A 17,319-nucleotide genomic window follows, 5' to 3' on the forward strand; every position below is an offset into this window, starting at 1 on the left:
CAGACGCCAACGCTTAGACCTCGGGCACGTCAAAGACTTCGCCTGCCCTCAGCGGCCGAAACCGATCCGGGTCCACGCCTTCGGCCTTCAACGTTACATCCAGCGCCTGAACGGGCGAATCGATGCCCTCGTCCGTCAGCTGGAACGTCGCGAAGTGATGACCGGCGGCGTAGGCAGCGTTGCAAAGTTTCATGCCCTTCACGGCTTCTTCCGGATTCTGATGCTGGCCCTTCATGAACCAGCGCGGTTCATAGGCGCCGAAGGGCAGGATCGCGAGGCGGAAGCCGCCATGCTTGCGGGCGGCCGCCTCGTAATTGATGCCATCGTGAAAGCCGGTATCGCCGACATGATAGATCTTGCCCGCTGGCGTGGTGAGCACGAATGCAGCCCAGAGCGCCATGCGCCGGTCGCCCATGCCACGCGCCGACCAGTGATGACACGGCTCGACATCGATTGTTACTGCTTTGACGGCGACGCGATCGCCCCAATCGACCACAGTGATGTCGGCGTCTGGAACAGCACGGCGAATGATCGTATCGTTGCCGAGCGGCGTCACGATGTCAGGCCGGTGCGCCTGCTGCAGGCGCGCAAGAGTGACGAGATCGAGGTGGTCATAGTGATTATGCGTCACCAGCACGAGGTCGATATGCGGCAGGTCCTCGAACCGAATGCCGGGCGGCACCACGCGCTTCGGCCCGACGAACCGGAAAGGGCTGACCCGCTCCGACCAGACCGGATCCGTCAGGATGTTCAGCCCGGCAATCTGCACCAGCATCGATGCATGCCCGACCATGGTCACCCGCATTTGGTCGCCAAACACATGCCGGTCGGGCTTGGCTGGAGGAAAGGTGCTGATGACGGGATTGGGCCAGCGCACCCGGCCGCCGCCGAACTGCCAGCGCAAAAGATCGAACGCACCGCCCGGTTCGACGCCACCAGGATTGAAGAAGCGCGCGCCGTCGAAATGATCGGAAACCGGCCCCTGATAATAGGGGTTCTTCCTGGCTGAGCCGGATGAGCTCGTCATGGCTTATCCGCCCCCTGCGCGCTTGTCGCCTCGCCGGCCGGCAAGCCGATCCTGGCGAGCCACTCCTCGGCCTCACGCGCCGTCAGCGTCTCCTCGAGCACGACGTTCGCCGGCATGGCGAAAAGCTGCGGCGTGAAAAAGCTCGTATCCCACAGCGCAGCACCTTCGGCGGCACGCGAAAGCAGGATGACCTGCCGGCCATCGATGCGGGCAATCGTCTCGACGGAGGCCTCGCCGGAAATCTCCACAAGGCCCGTCTCATCCGGGCGTACCGTCTCGTAGCGCCACCAGGGCTCGTCATTGCCCTCTTCGGCCACGGTCACGCAGCGCGCCATGTCGATGATGAACCTGTTGGGCGCGCGGCCGCCGGCGAGCCGCTGGCCGAATGCCGCCTGGATGAGCGTGAACAAATGAAAGCAATTGACGATATTGTCGTAGCGCAGACGAAAGCCCTGACGGCTCGGCAGATGCAGCACGAGCAAGGCGTCGCTTCGGCTTAGAAGCATGTGACGAACCCAGGCCGCGCCCGGCGTATAATCCTGCAGCTCGGCAAGCTGCGCCATCAGCGCTTCGTTGCCGGCGGCGAGCTTGCGTTCCCGCGGCATGGCGGCAAGATGCGATACCGCCGATTGGCCGAGCAGCTGGAAGGCATCGAGCAGCTGCCTTTGCCGCGGGCTCAGCTCCTTGCGGCCGGCAAAGCCGCGATGGATCTGCGGCAGCCAGGCCATGTAGAGTTCCCACACGGCGGCGCCGCTGCGCTCCACCGCCCCACCTTTTTCGACGATGGTGCCGAGCATATTGGCGAGGATCGCGGCACCCGGCGGCGGCAGACGGCTGAGCTCACGCGCCGCCCGCGCCATGATCTTCGGCTGCGCAATGGCGCTCGCATAGAAGGCCTGCGCCGCCGCATTGAATTGCGCGTCGACACGACCGCCGGCGTAAGCACGGCAGGCGGCGAGAAGATCGGTCAGGGCTGCATCATTCATTCGAAACTGTCTCGGGGAATCGCTTGATGGTGGGGATCGATACAACAATTGGAATAGGATGGTACGGTCAAAACGACATTGATACAGCGATGTCATCGGCGCATTTCAGGCATTTCGACCGCCTTGGGTTGACTTTGGCGGCCTTTTCCTGTTTATCGCCCGCAATCTGCGACGAGCACAAGCCTCCGAGCCACCGACCGGGACCCATAAAGGTATAAAGAGATCCCGGAGGTCAACACCCGACAGCGCGACGCGCCCTCGGGTGCTTTTTGGCTTTGCGTCTTGTTTTCGTCATGGAAAAGCACGACGTTTTCGGGCGAGGAACCGCGCAGTTGCGCCAAGTCCAAATCCCGAGCGATCGATAAGGAAGAATTGATGTTTGAAAACCTCCAGGACCGTCTTGGTTCCATTCTGAATGGACTGACTGGCCGCGGCGCGCTTTCGGAAGCTGATGTTTCCGCAGCACTTCGCGAGGTTCGCCGCGCGCTTTTGGAAGCCGACGTGGCGCTGGATGTGGTTCGCTCCTTTACCGATCGCGTTCGCGAAAAGGCCGTCGGCGCCGAAATCCTGAAGTCGATCAAGCCGGGGCAGATGGTCGTCAAGATCGTCCATGACGAGCTGATCGAGATGCTCGGCGGCGAAGGCGTCGGCATCGATCTCAACGCGCCGGCCCCGGTCGTCGTCATGATGGTGGGTCTGCAGGGCTCCGGTAAGACGACGACCACGGCGAAGATCGCCAGCCGCATGACGAGCCGCGACCGCAGGAAGGTCCTGATGGCCTCGCTCGATACGCGCCGTCCTGCCGCACAGGAGCAGTTGCGCCAGCTTGGCGTGCAGACGGGCGTCGATACGCTGCCTGTCATCGCCGGCCAGTCGCCGACCGATATCGCCGCGCGCGCCGTGCAGGCCGCCAAGCTCGGCGGCCATGACATCGTCATCCTCGACACCGCCGGCCGTACGCATATCGACGAGCCGCTCATGGTCGAGATGGCGGATATCAAGAAGAAGTCCAATCCGCACGAAATCCTGCTGGTCGCCGATAGCTTGACCGGTCAGGACGCCGTTAACCTTGCCCGCAATTTCGATGAGCGCGTCGGGATCACCGGCCTCGTGCTGACCCGCATGGACGGCGACGGCCGCGGCGGTGCCGCCCTTTCGATGCGCGCCGTGACCGGCAAGCCGATCAAGCTGATCGGTGTCGGCGAAAAGATGGGCGAACTGGAGGAATTCCATCCTCGCCGCATCGCCGACCGCATTCTTGGCATGGGCGACATCGTTTCGCTGGTCGAGAAGGCTGCCGAGAACATCGATGCCGAGAAGGCAGCCGCGATGGCCGCCAAGATGGCCAAGGGCAAGTTCGACCTGAACGACCTTGCCGACCAGCTCGGCCAGATGCAGAAGATGGGCGGGATGGGTGGCATCATGGGTATGATGCCCGGCATGTCCGGCATGAAGGACAAGATGGCAGCCGCCGGCCTCGACGACCGCCTGTTCAAGCGCCAGATCGCCATCATCTCCTCGATGACCAAGGCCGAGCGCGCCAATCCCGACCTGCTGAAGCATTCCCGCAAAAAGCGCATCGCCGCCGGCTCCGGCACCGACGCCTCCGACATCAACAAGCTTCTGAAGATGCACCGCCAGATGGCGGACATGATGAAGATGATGGGCGGCAAGGGCAAAGGCGGCATGATGAAGCAACTGATGGGCGGCCTTGCCGGCAAGATGGGCCTCGGCGGCGGCATGGGCGGCATGCCCGACCTGTCGAACATGGACCCCAAGCAGCTCGAAGCCCTGCAGAAGCAGGCCGAAGCCGCCGGCCTCGGCCGTCCGGGCGGCCTGCCGGGCCTCGGTAGCGGCGGTGGATTGCCAGGTCTGAGCGGCGCCAAGCTACCGGGCCTCGGCGGTGGTTTCCCGGTGCTTCCCGGTTTGCCGAAGAAGAAATGAGAAGGATCGTTGACCCCCATGATTGATCCAGACGTCAAGGCCCAACTGGGCAACTACCGCCAGTCGATCGACAATATCGATGCCGCACTGGTGCACATGCTGGCCGAACGCTTCCGCTGCACCAAAGAGGTCGGCGTGCTGAAGGCCAAGTACGACTTGCCGCCGGCCGACCCGACGCGCGAAGAATTTCAGATCGAACGCCTGCGCCGCCTGGCAAAGGACGCCAATCTGGACCCGGATTTCGCCGAGAAGTTCCTGAACTTCGTCATCAAGGAAGTCATCCGGCATCATGAACAGATCGCTGCCGATTTCAAAGGGTAACCCCTGGCTGCATGATCCCGAAAGACGCAGGGCGTTTTCGACAGGGATCACGTAGCAAGAGAAAAGCAGCGCGACGTAACCATACCGCACAACGAAGCGGTCAATAAAAGCCTAAGGAGAATTAACATGGCACTGAAAATTCGTCTCGCCCGCGGTGGCTCCAAGAAGCGTCCGTATTACCACGTTGTCGTTGCCGACGCTCGCTCGCCGCGCGACGGCCGCTTCCTTGAGACCCTCGGCTCCTGGAACCCGATGCTCGCCAAGGACGATGCCAAGCGCGTTGAACTCAAGGCCGAGCGCATCAAGCATTGGCTCGATCACGGCGCGCAGCCGACCGACCGCGTTCTGCGCTTCCTCGCCGAAGCTGGCATCGCAACGCGCGACGCCAAGAACAACCCGGAAAAGGCAAAGCCGGGCAAGCGTGCTCAGGAGCGCGCCGCCGAAAAGGCACAGAAGGCTGCTGACGCCGCCGCCGCTGCTTCTGAATAATCAGTCCTTGTGACTGTCGAAAGCGGGCGGCATGGTGACATGCCGCCCGTTTTTTGTTTCCCATCGGCAGATGTTCAGCCTATGAGAGAACGCAACTACAGCGCCGCGCAAAGGTCGCTGCAGCACTTTAGATCACTGCATAATTCCTTAAATCGATTCCGGAATTATGCAGTGATCCCGGCAATCGGCGAAGAGACCATGACGAAACTGCAAAACCCGGTATTGATGGCGACGATCGGCGCGGCACAGGGCCTGAGAGGCGAAGTGCGCGCCCGCACCTATACGTCGGACCCGACCGCGCTCGGTGACTATGGCCACCTGCACAGCAAGGACGGCCGCAGCTTCGAAGTGCTTGAGATTCGCGAAGCCAAAAACGTCGTGGTGGTGCGCTTCCGCGGCATCAACGACCGTAGTGCCGCCGAGGCGCTGAACGGCCTGGAACTCTACATCGAGCGCGACAACCTGCCTGATGATGAACTCGACGACGACGAATTCTTCTACGCCGATCTCGAAGGGCTCGAAGCCGTCGACGACGAGGGAATCGGCTACGGCACCGTCACCGGCGTCTATGATTTCGGCGCCGGCGACCTCCTCGAACTCAAGGGTCCGGGCAAGCGTCCCGTGCTGATCCCCTTTTCCGAAGCCGCCGTGCTCGAAATCGATCTCGAGGGCGGCAAGCTCCTGATCGATCCGCTCGCCGCCGGCCTGATCGACAGCCCCGACGATCTCATCGGCAAGCCGGAAAAGCCGCAGGACAAGACAAAGAAGTAATCCTCATTGGGAAGTGACCGCGCCATGAGTTTCCGGGCGACCATCCTGACGCTTTATCCCGAGATGTTTCCCGGTCATCTCGGCACGTCGCTCGCCGGCAAGGCGATGGAACGCGGGCAATGGTCGCTGGACACCATGCAGATCCGCGATTTCGCCACCGACCGGCACCGCACCGTCGACGACACGCCGGCCGGCGGCGGCGCCGGCATGGTGCTGAAGCCGGATGTGCTTGCCCGCGCCATCGACCATGCCAGCGAAAACGATCACCGCCCGCGACTATTGATGAGCCCGCGCGGCAAGCCGCTGACGCAGAAGCGCGTGCGCGAGCTGGCACGCGGCGACGGCGTCATCATCGTTTGCGGCCGCTTCGAAGGCGTCGACCAGCGTGTCATCGACGGCCGCGACCTCGAGGAAGTCTCGATCGGCGACTATATCCTTTCGGGCGGCGAACCGGCCGCACTGATCCTGCTCGACGCCATCATCCGCATCCTACCTGGCGTCATGGGCAACGACCTCTCCGGCCTGCATGAAAGCTTCGAGGGCGGTCTGCTGGAGCATCCGCACTACACACGCCCGCAGATCTGGGAAGGCAATGAGATCCCCGCCGTGCTCACCTCGGGCAATCACGCGGCCATCGCCAAATGGCAGAGGGAGAAGGCCGAAGAGCTGACGCGGGAGCGCAGGCCGGATCTGCTGGAGAAGCCGTCGGGGAAACAGACCGGCTCCCGATGAAGGCTCTCGCATCGCTGTCAACCGGGCAGGCATAGCCGCTGAAATCGGCCGTCTGGCCCAGCGATGGCGGCCGGATGCAAGACCGGATTCCACGTCATGGCGCTAAATGCAATCTAGCGATAAAAGGGCTGGGGTCGGTACCAAAGGGCAGGAGGTCACATCAATGGCGAAAGACAACGCAACGGAAGCCGAACAGGCAGGCTCCGCTTCTCAACTGATCAGCAACAAGATCCGGGAACTGGGCGACTGGCGCGGCAAGACCTTGAGCAAAGTCCGCGCCCTCATCAAAGAGGCGGAACCCGATGTGATCGAGGAGCTGAAATGGCGCGGGGTGCCGGTATGGTCGCATGAGGGCATCATCTGCACCGGCGAGACCTATAAGAGCGCCGTGAAGCTGACCTTCGCGAAAGGCGCCTCGCTGGAGGATCCCTCCCGCCTCTTCAACTCCAGCCTCGAAGGCAACACGAGACGCGCCATCGATATCCACGAGAACGAGGATATCGACGAAGAAGCGCTGAAGGCGCTCATTCGCGCCGCGGCCGCCCTGAACGCATCGACGCGGAAAAAACCGAAGAAGACCTGAGCGGTATCCAGGCAATGGGATGTATGATAAATTGCCGTTCTAAGCCGCTTGCACGGCAATAAAGCCCACTTAATTCGGCTGCAAGGGGTGACAAAGGCGTGACAATAGGGTATGTGCGCGCCCGGCATGGGAAATTTCCCATCAACCACCAAAGAAAAGCAGACGTATCCGCCCCTGCCGTAACAGGCATATATCCGAGGCGAGACCTTGAAGGTCCGACCAGGGATAAAGATCGTTCAGGGCGCTCTGGCTGTTGAAGCAACAACGAGGTTGATACTATGAACATCATTCAACAGTTGGAAGCCGAACAGGCTGCCAAGATCGAAGCCAAGCGCACGCTCCCCGACTTTTCCGCTGGCGACACCCTTCGCGTCAACGTGAAGGTCACGGAAGGCAACCGTACCCGCGTTCAGGCCTATGAAGGCGTTTGCATCGCTCGCTCCGGCGGCGGCCTGCAGGAAAACTTCACGGTTCGCAAGATCTCCTACGGCGAAGGCGTCGAGCGCGTATTCCCGGTTTACTCGCCGATGATCGAAAGCGTCGAAGTCGTTCGCCGCGGTAAGGTCCGTCGCGCCAAGCTCTACTACCTGCGCGACCTGCGCGGCAAGGCTGCCCGTATCGTCGAAAACACCGGCACCCGCGCCCGCAAGCTCAACGATGCCGAGCGTCAGGCGCTCGCCGAAGAGAAGGCACGCATCGAAGCCGAGAAGGTTGCAGCCGCTCAGGCGCTCGCAGCCGAAAAGGCAGCAGCAGAAGCCGCCGAAGCAAAGGCCGCTGCAGAAGCTGCTGCAGCCGCAGCAGCCGAGCCGGCAGCAGAATAAGTTTCGATCCCCACGGATCGCGACAATTAAAGGCGGCCTTCGGGTCGCCTTTTTTGATGCCCGGCTTCACACTGCCGGAAACAAATTTTCTCCTCCAGCTATCCGCTTGGAGTTGCTTTCCCATTTTTATGATCGCAGCCATGGCAACGGCCTTGCCATGGGCTTTCCAAGTATGACAGTTTTCCGCCACGCTAGCGCGGATTCAAATATGTAGAGCATTCGGGGAGATTTTCATGGCATTCCGTCGTTCGTTCCTTCTGGGCCTCAGCGCCCTCGTGCTTGCACCCTTCGCTTCCTTCGCCGCCGACCTGCCTGATCTCAAAGGCAAGACTGTCATCGTCGTGACCGAGAATGCCTATCCGCCACTGCAGTTCATCGATCCAAAGACGAACAAGGCGATCGGCTGGGAATATGACGCGATGAACGAGATCGCCAAGCGTCTGAACTTCAAGGTCGAGTACCAGAACACCAGCTGGGATGCGATGATTCAGGCTGTCTCCGAAGGCCAATACAACATCGGCATGACCGGCATCACCATCAAGGACGACCGCAAGCAGAAGGTCGATTTCTCCGACCCCTACATGCGCTCCGAACAGTTCATGCTGGTGCGCGGCGACGAGAAGCGCTTCACCGATGCCAAGAGCTTCGCCGCCTTCAAGGACGGATTGATCGGCGCGCAGCCGGGCACAACGCCCTTCTATACCGCCGTCTATTCAGTCCTCGACGGCAACGAGCAGAACCCACGCATCAAGACCTTCGAAACTTTCGGCGCCACCGTACAGGCGCTGAAGACCGGAGATGTCGACATGGTGCTGACGGACGGCACGGCCGGCAAGGGCTATGTCGATGCTTCGAATGGCGGCCTGAAGCTCGTCGGCGGCCCGCTCGGCTCCGAGGATTTCGGCTTCATCTTCCAGAAAGGCTCCGATCTCGTCACCCCGATCAATGCCGCCATCGCCAGCCTCAAGGCGGACGGCACGCTCGATGCGCTGAACAAGAAATGGTTCCTCGACTACAAGATGGGCCAATGAGCTCCGCAGATCGATATCCTGGAAGCCCGCTCTGATGGCACCAACGGCTGGCCCAGGCGGGCATCGCGGCCAGGATGACTTTCCCTGGTGGTTGGTCGCCCTTGCCATACTCGGCGTCGTCGCCTCCGTCGCAATCGCGGCAAACGGCCTTTACGCCCAGATCTTCTCTCTTCTGCTCAATGGCATCGGCGTCACGATCTTCGTGACGCTGGTGGCCTTTACGCTCGCCATGCTGCTTGGCCTCGGGCTTGCGCTGCTTGGCCTGTCGGACTTTCTCATGTTGCGGCAGGTCGCGCGCTTCCATATCGAGATCGTGCGCGGTATCCCGATACTGGTGCTGCTCGCCTACATCGCCTTCGTCGGCACGCCAGCCTTCGTGGCCTGCTACAACGTCGTCATCTCTCCGTTGGTTTCCGCCGGCTGGGCAAATGCGCTTGTCACCCGCGATGTACCCTTCGTCTGGCGCACGATCATCGCGCTGACGATCGCCTATTCGTCCTTCATCGCCGAGATCTTCCGCGCCGGCATCCAGGCGGTCGACCAGGGCCAGATCGAGGCGGCAAAGGCGCTCGGCCTCACCCGCTTCCAGCGCTTCCGGCTCGTCGTCTTCCCGCAGGCGATCCGGGTCATCCTGCCGCCGCTGTCAAACGATTTCATCGCCATGGTGAAGGACAGCTCGCTGGTCTCCGTGCTCGGGGTTGCCGATATCAGCCAGCTCGCCAAGCTCTATTATTCCGCCAATTTCCGCTACTTCGAAACGCTGTCGATCCTTGCCTTCATCTATCTGCTGCTGACGATCGGCCTGTCGCTGTTGCTGCGGCAGCTGGAAGCCTGGATGCGCCGGCGATCGGGCGCCGACCGGTCGGCCTTCCCTCGCCTCGGCGCCGGCCAGCCGCCCGACGTGCAGGTGTAGCGGCTGCGGCCGAACGTCGGCCCCAACACGCCCTATCGTCACCATTGCCGAGACTTCGGAAAATTGATATGAGCATCGCCATGAATAAGATCATGAGCAAAGACGGACGATACGTCACGGCTTTCGTGCTGCAGGACCACAAGCGCCTGCCGGCACGTTTCTTTGCGATGATTTCGGGCGCGCTCAACAGCCGACTTCGCTGATCACACCCGAGGCCGGCGGTCCTGATCCGCCAATCCCCATTTTCGCAATGCCAATATGGATCTATAGCCATGAGCGCTCCACGCACACTGTACGACAAAATCTGGGATGACCACCTGGTCGACGCCCAGGATGACGGCACCTGTCTTCTCTATATCGACCGTCACCTCGTTCACGAGGTGACATCGCCGCAGGCCTTCGAAGGCTTGCGCATGACCGGCCGCAAGGTTCATGCCCCGCAGAAGACGCTGGCTGTCGTCGACCACAACGTGCCCACCTCGCCGGATCGCCATCTCGGCATCAAGAACGAGGAAAGCCGCATCCAGGTCGAGCAGCTCGCCAAGAATGCCGCCGAATTCGGCGTCGAATATTACTCCGAAAACGACAAGCGTCAGGGCATCGTCCACATCATCGGCCCCGAGCAGGGCTTCACCCTGCCCGGCATGACCATCGTCTGCGGCGACAGCCATACCTCGACGCACGGCGCCTTCGGCTCGCTGGCCCATGGTATCGGCACCTCCGAGGTCGAGCATGTGCTCGCCACGCAGACGCTGATTCAGAAGAAGGCGAAGAACATGCTGGTGCAGGTCGACGGCCAGTTGCCACCGGGCGTCACCGCCAAGGACATCATCCTTGCCATCATCGGCGAGATCGGCACCGCCGGCGGTACCGGCTATGTCATCGAATATGCCGGCGAAGCCATTCGCTCGCTGTCGATGGAAGGCCGCATGACCATCTGCAACATGTCGATCGAAGGCGGCGCCCGCGCCGGCCTGATCGCTCCGGATGAGACCACCTTCGAATACATCAAGGGCAAGCCGCGCGCGCCGAAGGGCGAAGCGCTGGAACAGGCGATCGCTTACTGGAAGACGCTGCAGTCCGACGAAGGCGCGCATTACGACCGCATCGTCAAGCTCGATGCCGCAAGCCTGCCGCCGATCGTCTCCTGGGGCTCCTCGCCGGAAGACGTCGTCTCCATCCAGGGCATCGTTCCGAACCCGGATGAAATCCAGGACGAGACCAAGCGTGCCTCCAAGTGGCGCGCGCTCGACTATATGGGCCTGAAGCCCGGCACGCCGATGACCGAGATCAACGTCGATCGCGTCTTTATCGGCTCCTGCACCAACGGCCGCATCGAAGACCTGCGCGCCGTCGCCAAGGTCGTCGAAGGCAAGACCGTCGCTTCAACCGTCGACGCCATGATCGTTCCGGGCTCCGGCCTCGTGAAGGAACAGGCGGAAGCCGAAGGCCTCGACAAGATCTTCAAGGCTGCCGGCTTCGATTGGCGCGAGCCTGGCTGTTCGATGTGCCTCGCCATGAACGACGACCGCCTGAAGCCCGGCGAACGCTGCGCTTCGACCTCGAACCGCAACTTCGAAGGCCGCCAGGGCTTCAAGGGCCGCACCCATCTGGTCTCGCCCGCCATGGCCGCAGCCGCCGCAATCACCGGTCACTTCGTCGATATCCGCGAGTGGAACTGATCCGTTCGAATACATGAATGACAAAGGGCGGCTCGATGGCCGCCCTTTTTGTTTGTGGACGTACTCGCTCATCCTATCGCTTCGATAGGACGGGCTGGCTCCCGGTCTGTGCCGAACTTCCCACCTGCGGAACCTGCTGCGCCCGCTGGCTGAGCCAGACGCTGCCGATGACGACGATGATGCCGAACATCTGCATCGGGCTCAGCTGCTGGCCGAGCACCGCCCAACCCAGGATCACGGCAGTCGTCGGGCTGAGGAAGCCGAGCGGTGAGACCACCGAGGGCTCAAGCCGCGACAGGCCCCGGAACCAGAGAATGTAAGTCAGCGCCGCGCCGATCAGCCCGAGATAGATGAAGCCAAGAAGATTTGCGCCGGTCAGATGCGGCAGCGGCGGCTCGAGCAGCAGCGCGAACGGCAGCAACAGCATGCCGCCCGCCGTCAGCTGCCATGCCGTAAAGGTCAGCGGCGAAACATCCGGCCGCCAGCGGCGGCTGAGCACGGTCCCGGCCGCCATGGAGAAGGCGCCGGCGATACCGGCGGCGATGCCGATCGGATCGAGCGTCGCCTTTGGCGTCAGGATCAGCAGGGCGACGCCGCCGATACCCGTAACGGCGGCGACAATGGAAAGACTGCGGATCGGCGAACCCAGCAGCAATCGCGCCAGCACGATGACGATCAGCGGCTGAACGGCGCCGACAGTCGCCGCCACGCTACCCGGCAGCCGGTAGGCGGAAATGAACAGCAGCCACCAGAAGACGGAGAAATTCAGCGCGCCGAGGACCAGCGACTTCAGCCACCAGACGCCGTGCGGCAGCCGCCGCACGATGGCAAGCAGCAGCAGCCCGGCAGGCAGGGCGCGCAGCATGGCGACCGTAAGAGGGTAGCCGGCCGGCAATAACTGCGTCGTCACCAGATAGGTGCTGCCCCAGATCGCCGGCGCGATGGCGGTCAGCAACAGGTCGAAATTGCGATTCATGGTCTTGATTCCGAAATTTATCTTGACCTCAAGATAATCCGAAATGCCTTGACGTCAAGATAAATTCATGGCGAGGTCTCGCCATGGATCGCATCGACAAAATTCTCGCCCAATGGCGCCGCGAACGGCCGGAACTCGACACAACGGCCATGGGCCTCTTCGGGCGCATGCGTAATCTCACGCTTCATCTATCCCGCGAGATGGACAAGACCTTCGCCCGCTTCGACCTGAATTCGGCGAACTTCGATATGCTGGCAACGCTGCGCCGCTCGGGCGAGCCCTATTCTCTCTCCCCTAGCGACCTGATGGAGACGATGATGGTGACATCGGGCACGATGACCAATCGCATCGACCAGCTGGAAAAAGCCGGCCTCGTCGCCCGCAGCCAGAACCCGAATGACGGTCGCAGCTTCCTGATATCCCTGACGCCGAAGGGCTTCGAGCTGATCGATGCAGCGGTAACGGCGCATGTGGAAACGCAGACGCGGCTGGTTTCGACCCTCTCGGACAAGGAGCGAACGGCGCTTGACGGCCTGCTGCGCAACTACTTAGCCGACTTCGAGCCCCATTCCTGAGCTTGCGCGCCGCTCGGCGCAGACATCGCGGATAGAGCCGCGCAGCCAGCGATGCGCCGGATCCGCATCCAGCCGGGGATGCCAGAGCAGCGAAATCGTCACATCCGACGCCGGCACTGGCAGCGCGAAACTATGCATGCCGACGCGCAAATTGCCCGTATACCGCTCCGGCACGCTGACGATCAGATCGGAAGCGCGCGCCAAGGCCAGCGCCGCCGAAAAGCTGCCGACGATCGTCGCGATCTGCCGCTCCAGTCCCAGCGCGTCGAGCGCCTCGTCGATCTGGCCCTTCTGCAATCCGCGCCGAGAGACGAGGATATGCCGGCCGGCGGCATAACGCTCCGGCGTCATCAACCCTTCGCTCAACGGGTGCCCGCTTCGCACCACTCCGATGAAGCGATCATGGAACAGCGCCTGCGTCCGCAGCTCCGGCCCGGTATCGTCGCCCACCACGCCGGTCTCGAGATCGATCGTGCCGTCCCGCAGCGGCGTGCTGTCCTTGTCCAGTTTCTGCGTGAAATTGAGCCGCACGCCGGGTGCCTGCTCGGCGATGCGGGCGATCAGCGCAGGCCCGAAATTCTCCACGAAACCCTCGCGGGTACGGATGGTGAAGGTCCGGGCGAGCTGTTTCAAACTCAAGGTCTCCGCCGGGCGCAAGGCCGCTTCCACCTCCTGCACGAGCCGGCCGACGCTTTCGCGCAACTCCAGCGCCCGCGGCGTCGGCACAAGCCCGCGCCCGGCCCTGACCAGTAGCGGATCTCCCGTCGTCTCGCGCAGGCGGGCGAGCTGCCGGCTCATCGCGGATGGGCTCAGCCGCAGTCGCCGGGCGGCGCGCGCAACGCTGCCTTCGGCAAGCAGGACATTCAGGGTGACGAGCAGATTGAGATCGGGCGTGGACATGGCGTGACCATAGCACGGCTTTTCCAATATATGGCGGCAAACGCACGAATGAAGTGCAAACGATGCGCCTTCCGCCACATCAGCAGCAAAGCTACCTTCTGCCGAGACCTTTTAAGATATCGCCAGAAACGGAGTTCATGTTGAAACCGATCATTGAAAAGCCGGACGGGACCGGATCCGAACCCATCAAAGCCACTGCCTCGGTTCGCTGGGCGCTCGCCAGCCTCTCGCTCTCCATGCTGATGCCATCGCTCGATACCAGCATCGCCAATGTCGGCCTGCCGACGCTCGCCGAGACATTCGGCGCCTCCTTCCAGCAGGTGCAGTGGGTCGTGCTCGCCTATCTGCTCGCCATCACCACGCTGATCGTCAGCGTCGGGCGGCTCGGCGACATTTTCGGCCGACGGCGCCTGCTGCTGATCGGCATAAGCCTCTTTACGCTCGCCTCGTTCTTCTGCGGCACAGCCCCAACGCTTTCGCTCCTGCTCATCGCCAGAGGCCTGCAGGGCCTCGGCGCCGCCATGATGATGGCGCTGACGGTGGCGATGGTCGGAGAGACCGTGCCGAAGGAAAGGACGGGCAGCGCCATGGGCCTGCTCGGCACCATGTCCGCGATCGGCACCACGCTCGGCCCGTCGCTCGGCGGCGTCCTGATTGCGAGCTTCGGCTGGGAAAGCATCTTCCTGGTCAACGTGCCGCTCGGAATTGCGAACGTCCTGCTCGCCGCCCGTTTCCTGCCGGCGGACCGTCCGCGCGGGAAAGCTGCCCAGGGACGCCCCGATGCGATCGGCACCTTGCTGCTGGCCCTGACGCTGGCCGCCTATGCCCTCGCCATGACCACGGGATACGGCCGCTTCGGCGCGCTGAATTTCGGCCTGTTGCTGGCCGCCGCCTTCGGTATCGCCCTCTTCGTCTTCACCGAGGCGAAGGTGAAGTCGCCGCTGCTGCGCCTCTCCATGTTCCGCGAAACCTCGCTGAGCGCGGGCCTTGCCATGAGCACCCTCGTTTCCACCGTCATCATGACGACACTCGTGGTTGGCCCCTTTTATCTCTCCCGTGCCCTCGGGTTCGATGCTCTCCATGTCGGCGCCATCATGTCGGCTGGCCCATTGGTCTCCGCGCTGACAGGCGTGCCAGCCGGCGGCATCGTCGACTGCTTCGGCGCCCATCGCATGACCGTGACAGGTCTTGTCGGTATGATTATCGGCCTGTCCCTGGTAGCTGCGCTGCAAGGCAGATTTGGTGCTGCCGGCTATATCGGTCCGCTCGTTATCGTCACCGCGAACTACGCGCTCTTTCAAGCGTCCAACAACACCACAATCATGAAGGACATCAGCCCCGATCAACGCGGCGTGATTTCCGGCATGCTGAGCCTGTCGCGAAATCTCGGACTCATCACCGGCGCCTCCGTCATGGGTGCGATCTTCACATTCGCCTCTGGAACTGCCGACATCAAGGCGGCACATCCGGAGGCGGTGGCGGCGGGGATGCAGATAACCTTCATCGCCGCCGCTCTGCTGATCGCCGTGACGCTTGGCGTCGCGCTGACAAGCCTTGCCTTTGCCCGGCGCGCCAATCTCCTTAAAGACATGCCATGAGAGAATGGGCAGTTGGACGGCGAGAGCAGCCTCGCCGTCCCGCTTAAGCTTAGGCCCGACTATCGATCGACGGCGTCAGGGAGCGTGCGACAGCCCGCCAAGACGACTGAGCCCGGCGGGCTGGAATGAACGCCCTCCTCCAACCCGGATCGACAAGCGGAAAAAAAGCCTGCAGTATCGACTTCAGGCTTTCAGAAAGCTCAAGCGTTCGGCCGGACGCGCTTCAGCGCGTCGTCGACGCTGATGCCGCCGAGATAACCGCCGGCCGAGGTCGCCGGCTTTCCGTCCTCGATGGCATGGGCGAATTTCACGGCCGAATCATCCTCCAGCTGCCGGTATAGCCGGGCGATATTGGGATAATCGACGCGATCCACTACGTCGTGGTAGTCGACCCAGCGGGCAATACCGACGAAATAAGCGTCAGCCAGCGACTTGCGATCCCCCAGCAGCCATTGCCTGTCACCGAGCATCCGGTCGAGATCCGCATGAGCCTTGCGCACCTTGAAGCCTCCATATTCGCGCAATGCCGTCTTTGCCGCTTCGTCTCCGCCATGCTCATACACATACCAAAGCGGAGCAAACGAGCTGAAGAAGCTGGTGTTGAGATAGGCAAGCATCCGGTTGAGCCGGTCGAACTCCTCGGTTCCCTGCGCAAAAGCCAAACCCGTATCGATGCCGCCTGCCCCTAAATGGTTGAGGATCGCCATGCTTTCCGTCAGCACTGCGCCGCTGCTGGTGATCAACGCAGGCGTCTCGCCAACGGAATTGATGAAGCGATAGCCGCCGCTCATGAAGTCCTCTTTGACCATCTCGACGCGTGATAGCTTGTAGGGCTTTTTCAGCCATTCGAGTGCGACGATCGATCCGAAGGAGCATCCCGAGGGGACACCGTAAAACAGTACCGGTTCCATATTTTTCTCCTGATGTAACGAGGCACAACCTCGATGCCAGCAATATGGATTTGTGGACTTTGATCGAGTAGACCGTTAATTTTGAACCAAAAGTCTCATTACATGGACATTGCGATGTCGCTTAACCTCAATGATCTGCAGATCTTCGTCCAAGCCGTCGATAATGGTGGTTTCGCCGCGACGGCACGGCGGCTGGGCATGCCGAAATCGACGATCAGCAAGCGCATCGCCGCGCTGGAAGCCGATCTCGACACGCGCCTGCTGCATCGCACCTCGCGCAGCTTCATGCTGACCGATCCGGGGCGGGCCTTTTATGAGCACGCGACGGCCGCGCTGGTCGAAGCTGAGGCGGCTGAAAGCGCAGTGCGGCAACGTCATGCGGAGCCGAGCGGCATCGTTCGCATCACCGCCTCCGTACCTGCCGCGCAATTCGTCCTCTCCGATCACCTTCCGTCGCTCGCCGCTGCCTATCCCAAGCTGACATTGCAGCTTCATGCCACCGACCGATTCGTGGACTTGGTCCAGGAAGGCTTCGATATCGCCGTGCGCAGTCACTTCTCGCCCCTGCCGGATTCCGAACTGCTTCAAAGACAGGTTTCGATCGACGACGTGATTCTGGTGGCCGCCCCTGCCTATCGTGAAAGGCATGGATCACCGGCCGATCCGCAGGCACTGCAGGATCATGACGGCCTGCTCGTTTCGCAGACGGCGAAGACCTGGCAGCTTCAGCACCCGGAACGTGGTTCACTCGCCGTTTCACCCCGCCGCCGCTTCGTCGCCGACGAGACGCTTGTCCTGCTCCGGGCCGCGATCTCCGGCCTTGGCATCGCCTGCTTGCCGGGAGCGAGCTGCAAGGCGGCAATCGAAGCCGGACAGATCGTTCGGGTTCTGCCAGGCTGGACAGCAGGCAGCGTCACCACCACGATCCTGACCACCCACCGCCGCGGCCAGCTACCGGGTGTGCGTGCCGTCGTCGAGTTTCTCGCAAGAGGTTTGCAGGCTAACCGCAACGACAGAGATGGCCCTGGTAGAGCGTGATACCGAAAAGACAAAAGCCCG

At 62.2% G+C, this 17,319-nt stretch carries 19 protein-coding genes; 14 read left to right on the forward strand and 5 right to left on the reverse strand.

All coding sequences use genetic code 11. The annotated features are described in order from the left end of the window. Positions 1–13 precede the first annotated feature (13 nt). A complete protein-coding gene (locus tag HGP12_RS10455) occupies positions 14–1,027 on the reverse strand; it encodes an MBL fold metallo-hydrolase (RefSeq protein WP_168839875.1) in 1,014 nt (337 codons plus the stop codon). Continuing rightward, complete coding sequence (locus HGP12_RS10460; RefSeq protein ID WP_168839874.1) at positions 1,024–2,013, reverse strand: hypothetical protein; 990 nt, start codon at positions 2,011–2,013, stop codon at positions 1,024–1,026. The genes HGP12_RS10455 and HGP12_RS10460 overlap by 4 nt, the downstream gene beginning before the upstream one ends. A gap of 375 nt (positions 2,014–2,388) precedes the next feature. On the opposite strand from HGP12_RS10460, the gene ffh reads away from it, so the two are divergent. The 11 genes from ffh to leuC all read left to right on the forward strand — a co-directional run bounded on the left by ffh (position 2,389) and on the right by leuC (position 11,300). After that, on the forward strand, positions 2,389–3,957 hold the full coding sequence (gene ffh, locus HGP12_RS10465) for a signal recognition particle protein (RefSeq protein ID WP_168839873.1): 1,569 nt from the start codon (positions 2,389–2,391) through the stop codon (positions 3,955–3,957). Between the two features lie 18 nt (positions 3,958–3,975). Beyond that, positions 3,976–4,278 (forward strand): chorismate mutase, encoded by a 303-nt coding sequence (locus HGP12_RS10470; RefSeq protein WP_168839872.1) that lies wholly within the window; start codon positions 3,976–3,978, stop codon positions 4,276–4,278. Between the two features lie 126 nt (positions 4,279–4,404). Then, complete coding sequence (rpsP, locus tag HGP12_RS10475) at positions 4,405–4,767, forward strand: 30S ribosomal protein S16 (protein WP_092717295.1); 363 nt, start codon at positions 4,405–4,407, stop codon at positions 4,765–4,767. Positions 4,768–4,965: 198 nt separating this feature from the next. Beyond that, positions 4,966–5,538, forward strand: coding sequence for a ribosome maturation factor RimM (gene rimM, locus HGP12_RS10480; RefSeq protein WP_168839871.1), 573 nt, complete (start codon positions 4,966–4,968; stop codon positions 5,536–5,538). A gap of 24 nt (positions 5,539–5,562) precedes the next feature. Next, complete coding sequence (gene trmD / locus HGP12_RS10485; protein WP_168839870.1) at positions 5,563–6,270, forward strand: tRNA (guanosine(37)-N1)-methyltransferase TrmD; 708 nt, start codon at positions 5,563–5,565, stop codon at positions 6,268–6,270. A 163-nt stretch (positions 6,271–6,433) separates the two neighbouring features. Beyond that, complete coding sequence (locus HGP12_RS10490; RefSeq protein WP_168839869.1) at positions 6,434–6,853, forward strand: DUF1801 domain-containing protein; 420 nt, start codon at positions 6,434–6,436, stop codon at positions 6,851–6,853. A gap of 278 nt (positions 6,854–7,131) precedes the next feature. Continuing rightward, positions 7,132–7,674 (forward strand): 50S ribosomal protein L19, encoded by a 543-nt coding sequence (rplS, locus tag HGP12_RS10495; RefSeq protein WP_168839868.1) that lies wholly within the window; start codon positions 7,132–7,134, stop codon positions 7,672–7,674. Between the two features lie 233 nt (positions 7,675–7,907). Further along, positions 7,908–8,705 carry a basic amino acid ABC transporter substrate-binding protein gene (locus tag HGP12_RS10500; RefSeq protein ID WP_168839867.1) on the forward strand — a complete coding sequence of 266 codons (798 nt, stop codon included), beginning with the start codon at positions 7,908–7,910 and terminating at the stop codon, positions 8,703–8,705. A 34-nt stretch (positions 8,706–8,739) separates the two neighbouring features. Next, on the forward strand, positions 8,740–9,618 hold the full coding sequence (locus HGP12_RS10505; RefSeq protein WP_168839866.1) for an amino acid ABC transporter permease: 879 nt from the start codon (positions 8,740–8,742) through the stop codon (positions 9,616–9,618). Between the two features lie 68 nt (positions 9,619–9,686). Next, the gene (locus tag HGP12_RS34435; RefSeq protein ID WP_281408222.1) at positions 9,687–9,821 is read left to right on the forward strand and encodes a hypothetical protein; all 135 of its coding nucleotides are present in this window, start codon (positions 9,687–9,689) and stop codon (positions 9,819–9,821) included. 69 nt (positions 9,822–9,890) lie between these two features. Continuing rightward, positions 9,891–11,300 (forward strand): 3-isopropylmalate dehydratase large subunit, encoded by a 1,410-nt coding sequence (leuC, locus tag HGP12_RS10510; protein ID WP_168839865.1) that lies wholly within the window; start codon positions 9,891–9,893, stop codon positions 11,298–11,300. A 73-nt stretch (positions 11,301–11,373) separates the two neighbouring features. On the opposite strand, the gene HGP12_RS10515 is transcribed toward leuC, so the two are convergent. Then, entirely contained in the window at positions 11,374–12,276 is a 903-nt protein-coding gene (locus tag HGP12_RS10515; RefSeq protein ID WP_168878741.1) for an EamA family transporter, read from the reverse strand. An 83-nt stretch (positions 12,277–12,359) separates the two neighbouring features. Here HGP12_RS10515 and HGP12_RS10520 point away from each other — a divergent pair, with 83 nt between their 5' ends. After that, on the forward strand, positions 12,360–12,851 hold the full coding sequence (locus HGP12_RS10520) for a MarR family winged helix-turn-helix transcriptional regulator (RefSeq protein ID WP_168839863.1): 492 nt from the start codon (positions 12,360–12,362) through the stop codon (positions 12,849–12,851). Here the strand turns inward: HGP12_RS10520 and HGP12_RS10525 are convergent. Continuing rightward, complete coding sequence (locus tag HGP12_RS10525) at positions 12,825–13,751, reverse strand: LysR family transcriptional regulator (RefSeq protein ID WP_168839862.1); 927 nt, start codon at positions 13,749–13,751, stop codon at positions 12,825–12,827. The two genes, HGP12_RS10520 and HGP12_RS10525, sit on opposite strands and share 27 nt — an antisense overlap. Before the next feature lie 137 nt (positions 13,752–13,888). Between HGP12_RS10525 and HGP12_RS10530 the strand changes: the two genes are divergently transcribed. Then, entirely contained in the window at positions 13,889–15,349 is a 1,461-nt protein-coding gene (locus HGP12_RS10530; RefSeq protein WP_168839861.1) for an MFS transporter, read from the forward strand. A gap of 200 nt (positions 15,350–15,549) precedes the next feature. Here the strand turns inward: HGP12_RS10530 and HGP12_RS10535 are convergent, their stop codons facing one another. Then, positions 15,550–16,260, reverse strand: a complete 711-nt coding sequence (locus HGP12_RS10535; RefSeq protein ID WP_168839860.1) for a glutathione S-transferase family protein — start codon at positions 16,258–16,260, stop codon at positions 15,550–15,552. A gap of 114 nt (positions 16,261–16,374) precedes the next feature. Between HGP12_RS10535 and HGP12_RS10540 the strand changes: the two genes are divergently transcribed. Continuing rightward, positions 16,375–17,298 (forward strand): LysR substrate-binding domain-containing protein, encoded by a 924-nt coding sequence (locus HGP12_RS10540; protein ID WP_168839859.1) that lies wholly within the window; start codon positions 16,375–16,377, stop codon positions 17,296–17,298. The last annotated feature ends 21 nt before the right edge of the window (positions 17,299–17,319 follow it).

This window comes from Rhizobium sp. P28RR-XV, from assembly GCF_012641385.1.
GTDB lineage: Bacteria > Pseudomonadota > Alphaproteobacteria > Rhizobiales > Rhizobiaceae > Rhizobium.